This is a genomic window from Clostridium sp. J1101437_171009_A5 (assembly GCF_015547905.1).
GTDB classification, from domain to species: domain Bacteria; phylum Bacillota; class Clostridia; order Oscillospirales; family Oscillospiraceae; genus Pseudoflavonifractor_A; species Pseudoflavonifractor_A gallinarum.
This window is the reverse complement of sequence record NZ_JADMVY010000001.1, coordinates 600,918-617,275: the sequence shown is the minus strand read 5'-3', so window position 1 is coordinate 617,275 and position 16,358 is coordinate 600,918. Positions and strand designations below refer to the sequence as shown.

Here is a 16,358-nt window from a genome sequence, read left to right as displayed (position 1 = left end):
GTCTGCGGACCGCTGCGGCGTGACAGCGCCCGGGATCCGCGGCAATACCGGCAGAGCCGGATATGGAACGATGCAGAATACAGAAACACAGGAGCACTCTGTATTCTGCATTCTTCTTATACAGTTCCTTTACATAAAAGAGGTAGTTATGATTCGTTTTATCGATATCTATAAGGCCTATGACAATGGGACCAAGGCATTGAAGGGCATTTCCATGCGCATTGACGACGGGGAATTTGTCTTTCTGGTCGGGCCCTCCGGTTCGGGAAAGTCCACCATCATCAAGCTGATCACGGCGGAGGTGGCCCCCACCGATGGACGTCTCATGGTCAACGGCTATAACCTGAACACCATCCGGCCCAGACAGGTGCCCTATATGCGCCGGACTCTGGGCGTCATCTTTCAGGACTTCCGCCTGATCGAGAAGAAGAGCATCTACGACAATCTGGTCTTTGCCATGCGGGCCGTGGGCGCCTCCCCCCGGGAGATCAAGAAGCGCATCGCCTACGTGCTGGAGCTGGTGGGATTGGACACCAAAGCCGACCGGCGGCCGGATGAGCTCTCGGGCGGCGAACAGCAGCGCGTGGCCATCGCCCGGGCGCTGGTCAACAATCCCAGCATGATCATCGCGGACGAGCCCACGGGAAACCTGGACCCCCAGCGCTCACTGGAGATCATGATGCTGCTGGAGAAGATCAATGAGCTTGGCACCACCGTGCTGGTGGTCACCCATGAGAAGGAGCTGGTCAACCGCTTTGCCAAGCGGGTGATCGCCATCGAAAACGGACGGATCATCAGCGACGGAATGGGCGGGTATTACGACAATGAGACGATTTAATATTGGTTACTTTTTTGTAGAGGGCTTTCAGAGCATCTTTACCCATGGACTGATGTCCTTTGCGGCGGTGTGTATGATCATCTGCTGTCTGCTGATCATGGGTTCCTTCTCTCTGGTGGCGGTCAACCTGGACAATATGCTGGGGGACTTCGAGAAACAGAATGAGTTTCTGGCCTACATCGACGAGACCTACACCGAGGAGCAGGCCCGTGCCCTGGAGGAACAGATTCTGGCGGTACCCAATGTGGCGTCGGCAGAATTTATGAGCCGGGGGCAGGCCAAAGAGGAATTTGCCGCCAAGCAGGAGGAGACCGAACTCTTTGAGAGCCTGCCTGATACAGTGTTGCGGGACCGCTTCCGGATCCATGTGAACGATCTCAACCAGCTCCGACAGACGGTGGAGCAGGTGAAGGGGATCACCGGCGTGGCGGAGACCAGCGCGGCCTATGAGGTTGCGGAGGGCTTCACCGTGGTGCGCAACGTGGCAAGCGGCGTGGCGGTGATTCTGGTGGCCATTTTGCTGCTGGTCTCTCTCTTCATCATCACCAACACCATCAAGCTGGCCACCTTCAACCGCCGGGAGGAGATCGCCATCATGAAGATGTGCGGCGCCACCAACGGATTTGTACGCTGGCCCTTTGTGTTTGAGGGATTGATCCTGGGACTGGTGGGCGCGCTGCTGGCCTACCTCATCCAGTGGGGCGTGTATACCCTCATCGGAAAGGCCATCAACGCGTCGGACACCATGCAGCTCATCACCATTCTGCCCTTTGAGCAGATGGCCATGATGGTGCTGGGCGTCTTCCTGGGTACCGGTTTTGTGATCGGTGTGGGAGGAAGCTTGATGGCGATCCGTAAGTTCCTTCAGGTTTAATACAAGGAGTAATATGTCTATGGCGAAGCAGACAAGAAAGAAACCGGAAAAGGAGAAGTGGGGCGTTCACCGCGTGGTGGTGGCAGGGCTTGCGCTGCTGATGGCGGCGCTGATGATCCTGCCCATGGTCAGCATGATCGTCAGCGGCACGGCCGGCGCAGTGAGCCAGTCGGAGATCGACAAGCTCAAGCAGGAGCAGCAGGCCTCCAAAGACCGCCAGGAGGAGCTCAAGCAGGAGCTGAACGACCTTAAGAACGATCAGGCGGATGCCCAGGCCAAGCGGAACATCCTTCAGCAGCAGCTGGAGGCCATCAACACGGAGCTGACCAACATCCAGAACCAGATCACCTATTATGACGGCGAGATCGCCCAGAAGGAAGCCGAGCGGGTGGAGGCTGTGGCCCGGGAAGAGGCCCAGTACGAGCTCTTCTGCCAGCGGGTGCGGGCTATGGAGGAGGGCGGAAATGTCTCCTACTGGTCCATCATCTTCCAGGCGGAGGACTTTACCGATCTGCTGGACCGGATCAACATGGTCGATGAGATCATGAGCTATGACCAGGCCGTCATGGACGAGCTGGTGGCCACCCGTAAGCAGATCGAGATCCTCAAGGCCGATCTGGAGACGGCACGCGCCGAGCAGGAGGCCAAGAAAGCGGAGCAGGAGGCCAAAAAGGCCGAGCAGAAGCAGAAGGTGGCCGAGGCCCAGGCACTGCTGGATCAGATCAACGCCGACGCCGCTGAGGTCAACCGTCAGCTGGAGGCTGAGAGCGCAGCGGCCGCTGAGATCCAGAAGGAGATCGTGGCCAAGCAGAAGAAGCTGGAGGAAGAGCGTAAGCAGAACAACATCGTTCTGGACCCGGGCGGCGACTATCTGTGGCCCCTGCCCGGCTACTATAAGCTCACTTCTGCCTTTGGCTACCGGATCCATCCCATCACCCATCGGCCCCAGAGCCACACCGGCATCGACATTCCGGCGCCCGGCGGCACGGCCATCAAGGCCTGCAAGGGCGGACAGGTGGTCACGTCGGCCTATCACAGTTCCTACGGAAACTATGTGGTCATCGACCACGGCAACGGCAACTCCACCCTCTATGCCCACATGAGCAGCCGGGCGGTGTCCGAGGGACAGATGGTGAGCCAGGGACAGGTCATCGGCTATGTGGGGACCACGGGTTCCTCCACCGGAAACCATCTGCATCTGGAGATCCGGGTCAACTACACCCGGACCGACCCGGAGAAGTGCTTCCCGGGACTGTATAACTCGTTTGTACGCGCATATAACTGGTAAGCTGTCATAGAATAGAGCACGAAGGAGGGGAGCGCGGGATCCGCGCTCCCCTCTGTTTCATCTGGCAAGGAGGTCCGCTATGGAAGAAAGAAGAAAGCAGAAAAAACGCTTTGGCGTGGGCGCTCTCATCGGTACGGCTGCGGCCACGCTGGTGGTGACGCTGATCGTGCTGGGATGCGCGGTATGGCTGGTGCTGGGACGGGATGGACTCTCCCTGCTCCAGGGGATCACGCTGGTCAAGACCCAGTTCGTGGGGGAGAAGACGGAGGAGGTGACCGATCAGGCCCTGTCCGGCATGATCGAGGGCCTGGGAGACCGCTGGTCCTATTATCTGGACGAGGAGGCATACCAGGCCGAGCAGGAGCGCCGGGCCAATGTCTATGTGGGCATCGGCGTCACCGTGGACTACACCAGCGAAGCGGGACTGACCATCCGCGCCGTGGTGCCGGGCGGCTCAGCCGAAGAGGCGGGGCTGGTCGAGGGCGAGATCATCACCGCGGTGGACGGCGAGGATATTGCCGGAGAGGCGCGGTATGAGGCCCCCGACCGCATCGCGGGAGAAGAGGGGAGCACCGTCCGTCTCACCGTCCAGGGCTTCGATGGGAACCGTCGGGAGGTGGAGCTGGTGCGCAAGAGCATCCAGACCGACCCGGTCTCCTACGAGTACCTGGAGAACGGCGTGGGCTATGTCAAGCTCTCCAACTTCTTTGCGGGAAGCGCCGACCGGGTGAAGGAGGCCGTCACCGACCTTCAAAGCCAGGGGGCCACCGCGCTGGTCTTTGATATGCGGGACAACGGGGGCGGCTATCTGGATGAGCTCATTCCCATGCTGGATTTCCTGCTGCCGGAGGGCCCCATCTTCCAGACCCGCAGCCACACCGGCGCGGAAAAGATCTATGAATCGGACGCGGCATGTGTGGACCTCCCCATGGCGGTACTGGTCAATGAGAATACATACAGCGCGGCGGAGATCTTTGCCGCCGAGCTCCAGGAGGAGGGGGCGGCCGTGGTGATCGGGACCCCCACCAGCGGAAAGGGATACTCCCAGCAGCTCTTTCCCCTGCTCAACGGGGGCGCTCTGGGGATCTCCACCGCCGAGTATTTTACCGGCAACGGTGTGAGCCTCATCGGAACCGGACTGCACCTGGACCGGGAGATCGCCCTTTCCGAGGAGGATCAGGCCGAGTTCACGGCCGGGGTGCTGCCTCTGGCGGAAGACGAGCAGTTCCAGGCGGCTCTGGAGCTGCTGGGGATCGCGGCATAAGATGAGATTTTGCTGCATACCCTCCCTCTGAGGTGAGGGTATGATCGGTTGGATGGTCCTGGAAGAGCGGCGGGGCTGGAGAAGTACCGTGGAAGAGGTGCGCCTAGAAGGACTGCGGGTATGCCGTGCCGGTATACCCGCGCCCGCCGCGCTCTCCCCCGCGGCCCGGAACCGGCGGGTGAAGCGGGGCGCGCAGCTCCTGCGGAAAGCGGGCTGCCGCCGCTGCCTCACGCCGCCGGGCTTCCCGCTCTGGGACCTTTTGCACGAGAGCGGCTTGCAGGCAGTGGACCCCGGCGGGCTCTGCCAAGCCCTGGCCGCCCGGCTGGCGGGGACCTACCTGGCGGAGCACGGGGTCCCGGAGACCGGGGCCACGGTGGTCCTTCTGGGCAGCCGGGTGGACCGGAGCCTCTTTGACGCGGCCTGCACCCTGGTCCCCCGGGTCCGCCGTCTGGTGATCCGGGCGGGCGAGGAGGGACGGGAGCTGGCCCAGTGGCTGGAGCGGGAGTACGGCATCCCGGTGCTGGAGAACGGAAGGGGCGCCCAGGTGCGCCTCTGGTTCACGCCGCCGGAGGGGGAGACCGGACCGGAGGATCTGGTGCTGTGCGCCCCCGGGCTTTCCCTGGGCGGACTGGAACTCCATCCCATGCGTCCGGTACCGGACGAAGTGGAGGTACGAGCCTTTGCGGCGCTGCTCTGGGAAGAGGGGCGGCTTGCGCTGGAGGACATAGAAATATCTTCCAGTGCGGCGGCGCAAATGACTTGACAGGACCGGACAAACTACATATAATGTATAAACACAAAATGATAGTCTGGAGGATTGCGAGCCGGAGACGGCTCATTTCTCATATTTCCGGCGAAAAGAAAGGTGTGCACGGCAATGGCAAAAGAATATAAGCTGAGCCCCGAGCGCTTTGAAAAGCTGAAAGAGGAGCTCAATTATCTCAAGACGGTGCGTGAGAAGGAAGTGGCCGATCAGATCAAGGAGGCCCGCTCCTTCGGCGACCTGTCCGAGAACAGCGAGTACGACGAGGCGAAAAACGAGCAGGGCAAGCTCTACTCCCGCATTGCGGAGGTGGAGAACATCCTGGCCAACTGCATCGTCATTGAGGACGAGCACAGCGACGACACCACCATGGTCCGGCTGGGCAGCCGCATCACGGTGCTGGACAAGGAGTTTGAGGAAGAGGTCCAGTATGAGGTGGTGGGCTCTCAGGAGGCCGACCCCATGAACGGCCTGATCTCTGAGGACTCCCCCTTCGGCAAGGCGCTGCTGGGCAAGGCCGTGGGCGACGAGGTGGAGGTGGAGGCCCCCGCCGGCACCCTGTACTATAAGATCCTGAACATTCAGAAGGCATAAAAGAGAGGAAGAACAGACGCATGAGTGAAGAGAAGAAGAATCCCCAGCAGGAGGAGCCCTCTCTGTCTGAGCTGCTTCAGATCCGGCGCGCCAAGCTCAAGGAGCTCCAGGACGCCGGCGAGGATCCCTTCCAGCAGACCCGCTTTCCGGTAACTGCCCACAGCACCGAGATCCGGGAGAATTTTGAGGCGATGGAGGGCCAGATCAAGGCCATCGCCGGACGTCTCATGTCCAAGCGCGGCATGGGCAAGGCCGTGTTCTGCGACCTGCAGGACGGACAGGGCCGCATCCAGATCTATGTCCGCATCGACGAGCTGGGCGAGGAGGCCTTTGCCAAGTTCAAGAAGGTGGATATCGGCGACATCGTGGGCGTGGAGGGCGAAGTGTTCCGCACCAAGCGGGGCGAGATCTCCGTGAAGGCCCACTCGGTCACCCTGCTCTCCAAGTCCCTGCTGCCCCTGCCGGAGAAGTTCCACGGTCTGACCGACCGGGAGACCCGGTACCGTCAGCGCTATGTGGACCTCATCATGAATCCCGAGGTGCGCCGGGCCTTTGTCATCCGCTCCAAGTTCATTCAGCATGTGCGCAGCTTCCTGGACAACCGGGGCTATATGGAAGTGGAGACCCCCGTGCTCAACACCATCTCCGGCGGCGCCACGGCCCGTCCCTTCATTACCCATCACAACACCCTGGACATCGACATGTACATGCGCATCGCCACCGAGCTGCCCCTCAAGCGCCTGGTGGTGGGCGGCATGGAGCGGGTGTATGAGATCGGCCGCATCTTCCGCAACGAGGGCATGGACCCCAAGCACAACCCCGAGTTCACCACGGTGGAGCTCTATGAGGCCTATGCCGACTTCAACGATATGATGGACCTCTTTGAGGACCTGCTCTCCTCCGCCGCGGACAAGATCCTGGGCACCTACGATGTGGAGTGGCAGGGAGAGAAGATCTGCCTGGCGCCCGGCTGGCCCCGCCTGACCATGGCCGAGGCGGTCAAGAAGTACACGGGCCTTGACTTTATGGCGGTCTCCGACGACGCCGAGGCGGTGGCCATGGCCAAGTCCATCGGTGTGGAGCTGCCCGAGACGGCCGATCCCACCTGGGGCAACGCCCTCTACGAGTGCTTTGACCAGAAGGTGGAGGAGAAGCTGATCCAGCCCACCTTTATCACCATGCATCCCGTGGACGTCTCCCCCCTGGCCAAGCGCTCCCCCAAGGACCCCCGCCTCACCGAGCGCTTTGAGCTGTTCATCTGCCACAGTGAGATGGGCAACGCCTTCTCCGAGCTCAACGATCCCATTGACCAGCGCGGCCGCTTCCAGAAGCAGGTCGAGCTGCGCGCCAAGGGCGACGATGAGGCCGGCATGATGGATGAAGACTATATCACCGCCCTGGAGTACGGTCTGCCCCCCACGGGCGGCCTGGGCATCGGCATCGACCGCTGCGTGATGCTGCTGACCAACAGCGATTCCATCCGGGACGTCATCCTCTTCCCCACCATGAAGCCCCTGGATAAGAAGGACACCTCCGCCAAGGCCGAGAAGCGGGCCGAGCCGGTGGTGGTCACCGACGAGAAGATCGATTTCTCCAAGGTGGAGATCGAGCCCCTCTTCCAGGATTTCGTGGACTTTGAGACCTTTGCCAAGTCCGACTTCCGGGCCGTCAAGGTCAAGGACTGCACCGCTGTGCCCAAGAGCAAGAAGCTGCTGAAGTTCGTTCTGGACGACGGCACCGGCACCGACCGGGTGATCCTGAGCGGCATCCACGACACCTATGAGCCGGAGGAGCTGCTGGGCAAGACCCTCATCGCCATCACGAACCTTCCGCCCCGGAAGATGATGGGGATCGACTCCTGCGGCATGATCATCTCCGCGGTCCATCATGAGGAGGGCGTGGAGAAGCTCCACTGCCTGATGGTGGATCCGCACATTCCGGCGGGCGCGAAGCTCTATTAAGGGCGCGATGATCCGGTCTCTGAAACGACGGGGGATGGAAACGAATGACGATCACATACGCATAGGAGTACTTCCCACCATGAAACATCTGGACTGATTCAGAGATTCTGGAGGCCGTGCCTGGTCCCGGGCGCGGCCTTTCGTCGGTATGGGAGCAGGACATGCTCCCATACCGCGACCAAAGCGGCCTGTCGGTGTGTGTGGACAGGCCAGTACGGTCCAGGCTGTGCCGGACCGGGAGAGAAAGGCCGATCAGATATTATGAGTATTACCATTCGCGCACGCAATCTGCTGCTCAGTAAACGAGGGATGAATCCCACGCGCATCGTGGCAGCATCCTTTGGGTGCATCATCCTGCTGGGCGCACTGCTGCTGACCCTTCCCATCGCCTCGCGCAGCGGGATGAGCGTCGGTTTTTTTGACGCACTGTTTACCGCCACCTCAGCCACCTGCGTCACCGGACTCATTACCGTGGATACCTGGGTCCAGTGGAGCCTCTTTGGGCAGATCATCATCATTATGATGATCCAGCTGGGGGGCCTTGGCTTTATGACCCTCATCACCATGGTGTCCTTTGCGCTCCACCGCCGCATCGGCCTGTCGGAGCGGCTCATCATGGTGTCCACCTTCAACCTCAACGATCTGGATGGTGTGGTGCGCATGGTACGCCATGCGCTCATGGGCACCTTTCTGATCGAGGGGGTGGGGGCGGTGATCCTCTCCATCTGCTTCATTCCAACCTTTGGACTGCTCCGGGGGATCTGGCATGGCATCTTCCACGCCATCTCCGCGTTCTGCAACGCGGGCTTTGATCTGATGGGCGGAGAGTACGGCCCCTTTTCCAGTATGATCGGGGCGAACCATCACCCGGTCATACTGCTCACCACGGCCGCCCTCATCATCATCGGCGGCCTGGGATTTTTCGTCTGGGAGGATGTGGTGCGCAGCCGGTGCTGGCGCAAGCTCTCCCTGTACAGCAAGCTGGTGCTGGTGATGACGGCGGGACTGCTGCTCTTCGGCACCGTCTTTACCCTGCTGGCGGAATACCACAATCCCGCCACGCTGGGGAACATGCCCCTGTGGCAGAAACTGCTCAACGCCTTTTTCCAGTCCACCACCCTGCGTACAGCCGGCTTTGACGCGCTGGGACAGGGCGGGCTCCACGACAACACCAAGGCCATTTCGGTGGTGCTCATGCTGGTGGGCGGTTCGTCGGGCTCCACCGCGGGCGGTATCAAGACTGTGACGCTGGCGGTGCTCATGCTGGCTCTGCGGGCGGGGCTGAAGGGGAAGGAGCAGGTGACCCTGCGGGGCCGGGCCATCTCCTATCAGCGGGTCATCAATGCCATGACCCTGACGCTGGTGGTGATCACGCTGTTTCTGACCGGGTCCATCATCCTCTCCTCGGTGGAGAGCCTGCCCTACATCGACTGCGCCTTTGAGGTGGCGTCGGCACTGGGTACGGTGGGCCTGACCACCGGCATCACCGCGCATCTCTCCCGTTTTTCCCAGGCAGTGCTTGTCCTGTTTATGTATCTGGGCCGTGTGGGCGTGCTTTCGTTCTCCATCGCATTCCTGACCCGGCGTAAAAAACTGGCCAAGATCCAGTATCCCAATGTGGACATTATGATCGGATAAAAAAGAAGGGGATTGCATGAAAACATTTGTTGTCATCGGTCTGGGCCGATTTGGAAACGCTGTGGCCACCGAGCTGTGCACGCTGGGCCATGAGGTGCTGGCCATCGACGCCGACCCGGAGAAGGTGCAGAAGGTGGTGGATCTGGTGACCCACGCCGTCACCGGAGACGCCAGAGACGCGGCGGTCCTGCGGGCGCTGGGCGTGCGCAACTATGACTGCGCCATCGTGGCCACCGGCAACGACGTGGGAAACAGCGCCCTCATCACCCTCAATCTGAAGGAAGTGGGGGTCAAGCAGGTGGTGTGCAAGGCCCAGAGCCATGTACATCGGAAGGTACTGGAGAAGATCGGAGCCGACCGGGTGATCTTCCCTGAGCATGAGATGGGACTGAAGCTGGCCCAGGGCCTCTCCAGCTCCAACGTGCTCAACTTTATCGAGCTCTCCGACGACTTCAGCATCGTGGAGCTGGCGGTGCCCAAGGTGTGGATGGGCAAGAGCATCCGGGAGCTGGACATCCGTGCCAAGCACCATGTCAACGTCATCGCGGTGCGCGGCCCGGAGGGCGTGCTGGACGTGGCCCCCGGCGGCGACTACCGGCTGGTCCAGGGCGGACGGATCGTGGTGCTGGGCCGTACCGAGTATATCAACCTGCTGCATAGCCTGTAAGGAAGATGAAGATGGAATCGATTACCAGCCGGCAGAATCCGCTGGCCGTCCACATCCGCAAGCTGGGGGCGGAGGGGAAGTACCGCCGGAGCCAGAGACAGTACCTCTGCGAGGGCGAAAAACTGGTGGGGGAGGCCCTGCGCTGGAGCGCCGGGGTGGAGACCCTGGTCTACGCCCGGGGAAAGACTCCCCCCGAGGACCTGCCCCAGGAGATCCGTCTGGTGGAGGTGCCTGAGGGACTCTTTGAGAGCCTCTCCACCGTGGAGACCCCCCAGGGCGTCCTGGCCGTGTGCCGCAGACCGGAGACGGCGCTGCCTGAGACCATGGCGCCGGGCGGGTATCTGGTGCTGGACGGACTCCAGGACCCGGGGAACGTGGGCACCATCTGGCGCACCGCCGATGCGCTGGGAGCTGCGGGAGTGGTTCTGCTGCCCCGCTGCGCCGACCCCTTTTCGCCCAAGACGGTCCGCTCCACCATGGGGGCCTGCTTCCGTCTCCCGGTGTGGGAGACCGATCTGGATCACCTGTGTCCCCGGCTGGAGGCGGCGGAGATCCCCCTGTACGCCACCGCCCTGCGGGAGGATACGGCCGATGTGCGGGAGCTGCCTCTGGAGCGGGCGGCCGTAGTCATCGGCAGCGAGGGCAGGGGCATCTCCCAGGAGGCCCTGGCCCGGTGTGAAAAGACCATCCGCATCCCCATGCGGGAGCGGTGTGAGTCCCTCAACGCGGCGGCAGCTGCCACCGTGGTGCTCTGGGAGATGGCCCGCGGCCACTGAACAAAAGGGAAGAACGGATAGACGGAGTGAGATCCCGGTAGAGAAAGAGAGGGAGAAATTCCATGTCTGTGCTGAAGTATTGGCTGTGGCTCACCACCCGGCCCTCCATCCGGCCGGGGGAGGCGGCCGCCCTGGCCGAGCGTCTGGGCGGGGCCGAACAGGTCTATGTGGCCGACCGGGCGGAGTATGAGCTGCTGGGTCTGCCCTCTAAGCTCCGGGAGGAGCTCTGCCACAAGGAGATGGACTGGCCGGAGCGCATCCTGGAGGACTGCGCCCGGCGGAACATCCGGATCCTGACCATACAGGACGCCGCCTACCCGGAGCGTCTGCGCCAGATCGACGCGCCGCCCGCCCTTCTCTACGTGAAGGGGAAGAACCTCCCCTTTGACGAGCGGGTGGTCATCGGCGTGGTGGGCTCCCGCCGGGCCAGCCCCTACGGGATCGAGAAGGCGGCGGAGCTGGGCCGGGACCTGGCCCGCCGGGGCGCGGTGGTGGTCTCAGGCGTGGCCCAGGGAGTGGACGCCGCCGCCCTGCGCAGTGCTATCCGGGCCGGAGGGACCGTGTGCTCGGTGCTGGGCGGCGGGATCGACGTGGTCTATCCATCCTCCAGCGCGGACCTCTACCGGGTGGTGCCCCAGGTGGGCACCCTCATCAGCGAGTATCCGCCGGGGACCGCCACCGAGGGGTGGCACTACCCCATCCGCAACCGCATCATCAGCGGTCTGAGCCTGGGCGTGGCGGCAGTGGAGGCCAGCGTGAAGAGCGGCACCCTCATCACCGCCCGCACCGCGCTGGACCAGAACCGGGACGTCTTTGCCTTTCCGGGGCTAGCGGGAAATCCCGGCAGTCAGGGGACCAATCTCCTCATCCAGCGGGGGGAGGCCAAGCTCATCCAGTCGGCCGCTGACATCCTGGTGGAGTACGAGGGACTCTATTCGGCCCGCCTGCGGCCCGGCCCACCGCGAAAGCGGGAGAAAAGGGAACCTGGAGCGCAAGAGGCTCCCCAGCATCCCCGCCCCAAAGGGCCGGAGCCGGTCCCCCAGGCGGTTGACAACTCGGAAGGAAGGGCTTATAGTACCTTTCAAGAGCAGACCGGAGAGTTTACGGCGGAGGAGAAGGCCATCCTCCTGGCCCTGGGGGAGGAGCGGCTGCGGCCGGACGACCTGGTGGAGCGCACCGGCCTCCCGGCCAGCGGGGTGCTGGCCAGCCTCACCATGCTGACCATGCGGGGCATCCTGGCCCAGCGGCCGGGCAATTTCTTTGAAGCCCTGATCCTGCTGCGGGAGAAGGACTGAGCACCGGCGGGATCTCCCGCCCAAGGGCGTACCTGAACATCGGCAAACCAAACCCGGAGCGCGGTGGTTTGCCGATGATCAGATCCGCTCTGACGCCCACCAGAGGGCGCAGTTGGTCCGCCCAGGCGCGGACGAGAGAAGGGCCTCCGGAACAGAGACGGAGAGACCCAATTGGAGGTACTATTGTGGCGAAATCGAATCTTGTGATCGTGGAGTCCCCCGCCAAGGCCAAGACCATCGGAAAATACCTGGGTCCCGGCTATCAGGTGAAGGCGTCCATGGGACATGTGCGCGATCTTCCCAAGAGCAAGCTGGGCGTGGACGTGGAACACGGCTTCACGCTGGATTATCAGCCCATCAAGGGCAAGGAAGAGGTCATCGACGACCTGCAGAAGACGGCCAAGAAGAGCGAAAAAGTCTTTCTGGCCACCGACCCGGACCGGGAGGGCGAGGCCATCTCCTGGCACCTCAAGGAGCTGCTGGGGATCCCCGACGACAAGACCTACCGGGTCACCTTTAACGAGATCACCAAGAAGGTGGTCAACGAGGCCATCGCCGCCCCCCGGGCTATCGACCAGAATCTGGTGGACGCCCAGCAGGCCAGAAGAGTGCTGGACCGCATCGTGGGCTACCAGATCTCCCCCCTGCTGTGGAAGAAGATCCGCCGGGGCCTGAGCGCCGGACGAGTCCAGTCGGTGGCCACCCGCCTGGTGGCCGAGCGGGAGGCCGAGATCAAGGCCTTCGTGCCCGAGGAGTACTGGTCCCTGGATGTGGACCTGGAGCGCATCGCCCCCAACCTGGGCCAGTTCCGGGCCTCCTTCTACGGCCGGGAGAAGAAGATGGACCTGCACAGCGAGGAGGAGGTCCAGGCGGTGGTCTCCGCCGTTCAGGCCGACTCCTTTACCGTCCAGGGGGTCAAGCGGCAGGATAAGCAGCGCAATCCCGCGCCCCCCTTCACCACCTCCACCCTACAGCAGGAGGCCAGCCGCAAGCTGAACATGACCCCCCGGCGCACCATGTCCATCGCCCAGCAGCTCTACGAGGGCGTGGACATCGAGGGCGAGGGGACCATCGGCCTCATCACCTATATGCGTACCGACTCCCTGCGCCTCTCGGACGAGGCCACGGAGGCCGCCAAAAACTTTATCCAGGGCCGCTACGGGGCCGACTACTACCCCGGAAAGCCCCGGGTGTTCAAGACCAAGTCCGGGGCCCAGGACGCCCACGAGGCCATCCGTCCCTCCGACGTGAACCTGACCCCCGAGCAGCTCAAGAAGGACCTGACCAGCGAGCAGTACCGGCTCTACAAGCTGATCTGGAGCCGCTTCTTGGCCTGCCAGATGGCCCCCGCCGTCTATGACAGCGTCACCATCGAGGTGGAGAGCGCCGGCTACCGCTTCCGTGCCAACCACTCGGCCCTCAAGTTCTCCGGCTATACCGCCGTCTATGTGGAGGGCAAGGACGAGGACGAGGAGGTCCTCCGCCAGTCCCCCCTGCCCGACCTGCGGGAGGGGGAGGCCCTCAAGCTCCTCAAGAGCGAGCCGGGACAGCACTTCACCCAGCCCCCCAGCCGCTACACCGAGGCCACCCTCATCAAGGCCCTGGAGGAGAAGGGGATCGGCCGTCCCTCCACCTACGCCCCCACCATCTCCACCATCCTGGACCGGGAGTATGTGGTGAAGGAGGGGAAGAACCTGCGCACCACCCCCCTGGGCGAGGTGGTCAACGACCTGATGAAGGAGAAGTTTCCCGACATCGTGGACACCGCCTTCACCGCCCGGATGGAGGAGCTGCTGGACGAGGTGGAAGAGGGGAAGGAGAACTGGAAGGACATCCTCTCCGGCTTCTACGGGGACTTTGAGCGGGAGCTCCAGGCCGCCGAGCAGGACACTGAGCGCATCAAGGTGCCCGACGAGGTGTCCGATGTCATCTGCCCCCTGTGCGGGCGCAATCTGGTCTTTAAGTCCGGCCGCTTCGGCCGCTTCCTGGCCTGCCCCGGCTGGCCCGAGTGCCCCCACACCCAGCCCATCGTCATCGAGATGCCGGGCAAGTGCCCCAAGTGCGGCGGCAAGATTTTGAAAAAGACCTCCAAGCGGGGCTATGCCTACTACGGCTGTGAGAACAACACCAACAAGGATGAGAGCAAGCGCTGCGACTTCATGACCTGGGATGTGCCGGTCAAGGAGACCTGTCCCGAGTGCGGACACACCCTCTTCAAGAAGTCGGGCCGGGGCTTCAAGAAGCCCTTCTGCATCAATCCCGAGTGCCCCAACTTCCTGCCGGAGGATCAGCGGGGCTATAAGAAGAAGACCCCGGAAAACGCCAATCCCGCCGAGGGCGTGCCGCCCGAGGAGGAGAAAAAGACCGTCAAGAAGACCGCCGCGAAAAAGCCGGCGGCCAAGAAAACCGCGGCCAAAAAGACCGAGACCACCAAAAAAGCGGCGGCCAAGAAGACCACCGCCAAGAAGGAGCCGGCCAAAAAGACCACCGCGAAGAAGACGGCCAAGAAGACAGAGGAAGCGTAAGGAGAACACATGGAACCTGTTATCGTGATCGGCGCGGGCCTGGCCGGATGTGAGGCCGCGTGGCAGCTGGCCCAGCGGGGCATTCCGGTGGAGCTGCATGAGATGAAGCCCCGGAAAAAGACCCCCGCCCACCACTCGGACGACTTTGGAGAGCTGGTGTGCTCCAACTCCCTGCGCTCCGACCAGCTGGAGAATGCGGTGGGCCTGCTCAAGGAGGAGCTGCGCCGCCTGGGCTCCCTCATCCTCCGCTGTGCCGACGAGCACCGGGTGGAGGCGGGCGGCGCCCTGGCGGTGGACCGCCACGCCTTTTCCGGGGCCATCACCCGGGCGGTGAAGGAGCACCCCCTCATCACCGTGGTGGAGGGGGAGGTCACCGAGATCCCCGCGGAGGGAAATGTGATCGTGGCCTCCGGGCCCCTCACCTCCGAGGCCCTGAGCGAGCGCATCAAGGCCTTTTTCCCCGAGAGCCGCTATCTCAACTTCTACGACGCGGCGGCCCCCCTGGTCACCTTTGAGAGCGTGGATATGACCTCGGCGTGGTTTGCCTCCCGCTACGACAAGGGCACGCCGGACTATATCAACTGCCCCCTCACGGAGGAGGAGTACGACGCCTTCTGGACCGAGCTGTGCGCCGCCCAGGAGGCCGAGGTCCACGGCTTTGAGGACAAACAGGTCTTTGAGGGCTGTATGCCCGTGGAGGTCATGGCCCGCCGGGGGAAGCAGACCCTCTGCTACGGCCCCCTCAAGCCCCGGGGCCTCAAGGACCCCAAGACGGGGAAGGAGCCCTTCGCCGTGGTGCAGCTGCGCAAGGACAACGCCGAGGGCTCCATCTACAATCTGGTGGGCTTCCAGACCCATCTGAAGTGGCCCGAGCAGCGGCGGGTCTTTTCCATGATCCCCGCCCTGCGCAGCGCAGAATTCGTGCGCTACGGCGTGATGCACCGGAACACCTACCTGGATTCCCCCCGGATGCTGGACCGCTATTACCGGGTCAAGCATGAGCCCCGGGTGTGCTTCGCCGGGCAGATCACCGGCGTGGAGGGATATGTGGAGTCCACCGCCTCCGGCTTCCTGGCGGCGGTGGAGCTGGCCCGCAGACTTCAGGGCAAGCCCCCGGTGGACTTTCCCCAGGAGACGGCGGTGGGGGCGCTGGCCCTCTACATCAGCAACGAGACGGTGGGCGACTTCCAGCCCATGAACGTGAACTTCGGCATCATCCCGCCCCTGGGCTATAAGGTCAAGGGCAAAAGAAACAAGAATGCCGAGCTGAGCCGCCGGGCGCTGGAGATCCTGGACAAGCTGGACCCGGCAGAGCTGTAACCGACCCTTACAGCCGGTGGAGGGCCAGTCCCAGCCGCAGGCCCCGGAGAAAGGCCGCCTCGGCGTCCAGCTGGGCGCACTCGTCGGCCGCGTCCCGGAGCTTTTCGCAGAAGGGATCGCCCATTTCCTCCCGGACCCGGCCCAGGTGCCGCTCCCGGAGGGCATAGCAGTCCGGGAGATCCCCGGCGTCCCGGTCCAGCCGGGCAGCGAGTTCATACAAGGCAAAGAGTAAGTTATCCACACCATCACCCCAATAAAACCATGATTGGAATATACACGGTTTTATTGGATATGTCAAGGGGGGAGCCATGTACCATAACGAATTATTTGGTTTGCGCTTACGCAAGATGCGCAGTCACAACCATGAGACGCAACGGGAACTGGCGGAGGTTTTGGGTGTAAAGCCAAACCAGATCGGAGAAATGGAAAATGGCCGGGGTGCTACGACCCTTGCAAAATTAGCGCAGCTCTGTGCGCATTACAATGTCACGGCTGATTATCTTTTAGGTTTGACGGATGAGCCACGGCCATTGAGATGAGACAAGGAGTAACCCT

The 16,358-nt window shown here is 62.7% G+C and carries 15 protein-coding genes; 14 read left to right on the top strand and 1 reads right to left on the bottom strand.

Annotation, left to right across the window (positions count from 1 at the left end; genetic code table 11):
• Window positions 1–148: 148 nt before the first annotated feature.
• The 13 genes from ftsE (at window position 149) to trmFO (ending at window position 15,803) form a co-directional block, all read left to right on the top strand.
• Window positions 149–838, top strand: a complete 690-nt coding sequence (ftsE, locus tag I2C21_RS03175; RefSeq protein WP_101693859.1) for a cell division ATP-binding protein FtsE — start codon at window positions 149–151, stop codon at window positions 836–838.
• A complete protein-coding gene (ftsX, locus tag I2C21_RS03170) occupies window positions 825–1,712 on the top strand; it encodes a permease-like cell division protein FtsX (RefSeq protein ID WP_193536212.1) in 888 nt (295 codons plus the stop codon). Before ftsE ends, ftsX begins: the two co-directional genes overlap by 14 nt.
• Before the next feature lie 19 nt (window positions 1,713–1,731).
• Window positions 1,732–3,000, top strand: a complete 1,269-nt coding sequence (locus tag I2C21_RS03165) for a murein hydrolase activator EnvC family protein (protein ID WP_235964156.1) — start codon at window positions 1,732–1,734, stop codon at window positions 2,998–3,000.
• Between the two features lie 79 nt (window positions 3,001–3,079).
• Window positions 3,080–4,264, top strand: a complete 1,185-nt coding sequence (locus I2C21_RS03160) for a S41 family peptidase (RefSeq protein WP_195278461.1) — start codon at window positions 3,080–3,082, stop codon at window positions 4,262–4,264.
• A 40-nt stretch (window positions 4,265–4,304) separates the two neighbouring features.
• A complete protein-coding gene (locus I2C21_RS03155) occupies window positions 4,305–5,027 on the top strand; it encodes a hypothetical protein (protein ID WP_195278460.1) in 723 nt (240 codons plus the stop codon).
• Between the two features lie 114 nt (window positions 5,028–5,141).
• A complete protein-coding gene (gene greA / locus I2C21_RS03150) occupies window positions 5,142–5,621 on the top strand; it encodes a transcription elongation factor GreA (protein WP_101693853.1) in 480 nt (159 codons plus the stop codon).
• A 20-nt stretch (window positions 5,622–5,641) separates the two neighbouring features.
• A complete protein-coding gene (lysS, locus tag I2C21_RS03145; protein WP_186962916.1) occupies window positions 5,642–7,582 on the top strand; it encodes a lysine--tRNA ligase in 1,941 nt (646 codons plus the stop codon).
• Window positions 7,583–7,843: 261 nt separating this feature from the next.
• On the top strand, window positions 7,844–9,220 hold the full coding sequence (locus I2C21_RS03140) for a TrkH family potassium uptake protein (protein ID WP_252192603.1): 1,377 nt from the start codon (window positions 7,844–7,846) through the stop codon (window positions 9,218–9,220).
• 16 nt (window positions 9,221–9,236) lie between these two features.
• Complete coding sequence (locus I2C21_RS03135) at window positions 9,237–9,887, top strand: potassium channel family protein (RefSeq protein ID WP_101693748.1); 651 nt, start codon at window positions 9,237–9,239, stop codon at window positions 9,885–9,887.
• Between the two features lie 11 nt (window positions 9,888–9,898).
• The gene (locus I2C21_RS03130; RefSeq protein ID WP_195278459.1) at window positions 9,899–10,663 is read left to right on the top strand and encodes a TrmH family RNA methyltransferase; all 765 of its coding nucleotides are present in this window, start codon (window positions 9,899–9,901) and stop codon (window positions 10,661–10,663) included.
• A gap of 62 nt (window positions 10,664–10,725) precedes the next feature.
• On the top strand, window positions 10,726–11,958 hold the full coding sequence (dprA, locus tag I2C21_RS03125; protein WP_195278458.1) for a DNA-processing protein DprA: 1,233 nt from the start codon (window positions 10,726–10,728) through the stop codon (window positions 11,956–11,958).
• A 185-nt stretch (window positions 11,959–12,143) separates the two neighbouring features.
• Entirely contained in the window at window positions 12,144–14,483 is a 2,340-nt protein-coding gene (topA, locus tag I2C21_RS03120; protein ID WP_195278457.1) for a type I DNA topoisomerase, read from the top strand.
• Between the two features lie 9 nt (window positions 14,484–14,492).
• Window positions 14,493–15,803, top strand: a complete 1,311-nt coding sequence (gene trmFO / locus I2C21_RS03115; RefSeq protein ID WP_101693744.1) for a methylenetetrahydrofolate--tRNA-(uracil(54)-C(5))-methyltransferase (FADH(2)-oxidizing) TrmFO — start codon at window positions 14,493–14,495, stop codon at window positions 15,801–15,803.
• A gap of 7 nt (window positions 15,804–15,810) precedes the next feature.
• Here trmFO and I2C21_RS03110 read toward each other — a convergent pair whose 3' ends face one another.
• Window positions 15,811–16,023, bottom strand: coding sequence for a hypothetical protein (locus tag I2C21_RS03110; RefSeq protein WP_101693743.1), 213 nt, complete (start codon window positions 16,021–16,023; stop codon window positions 15,811–15,813).
• 88 nt (window positions 16,024–16,111) lie between these two features.
• On the opposite strand from I2C21_RS03110, the gene I2C21_RS03105 reads away from it, so the two are divergent.
• Window positions 16,112–16,342: a helix-turn-helix domain-containing protein gene (locus I2C21_RS03105; protein WP_101693742.1), complete on the top strand. Its 231-nt coding sequence runs from the start codon at window positions 16,112–16,114 to the stop codon at window positions 16,340–16,342.
• The last annotated feature ends 16 nt before the right edge of the window (window positions 16,343–16,358 follow it).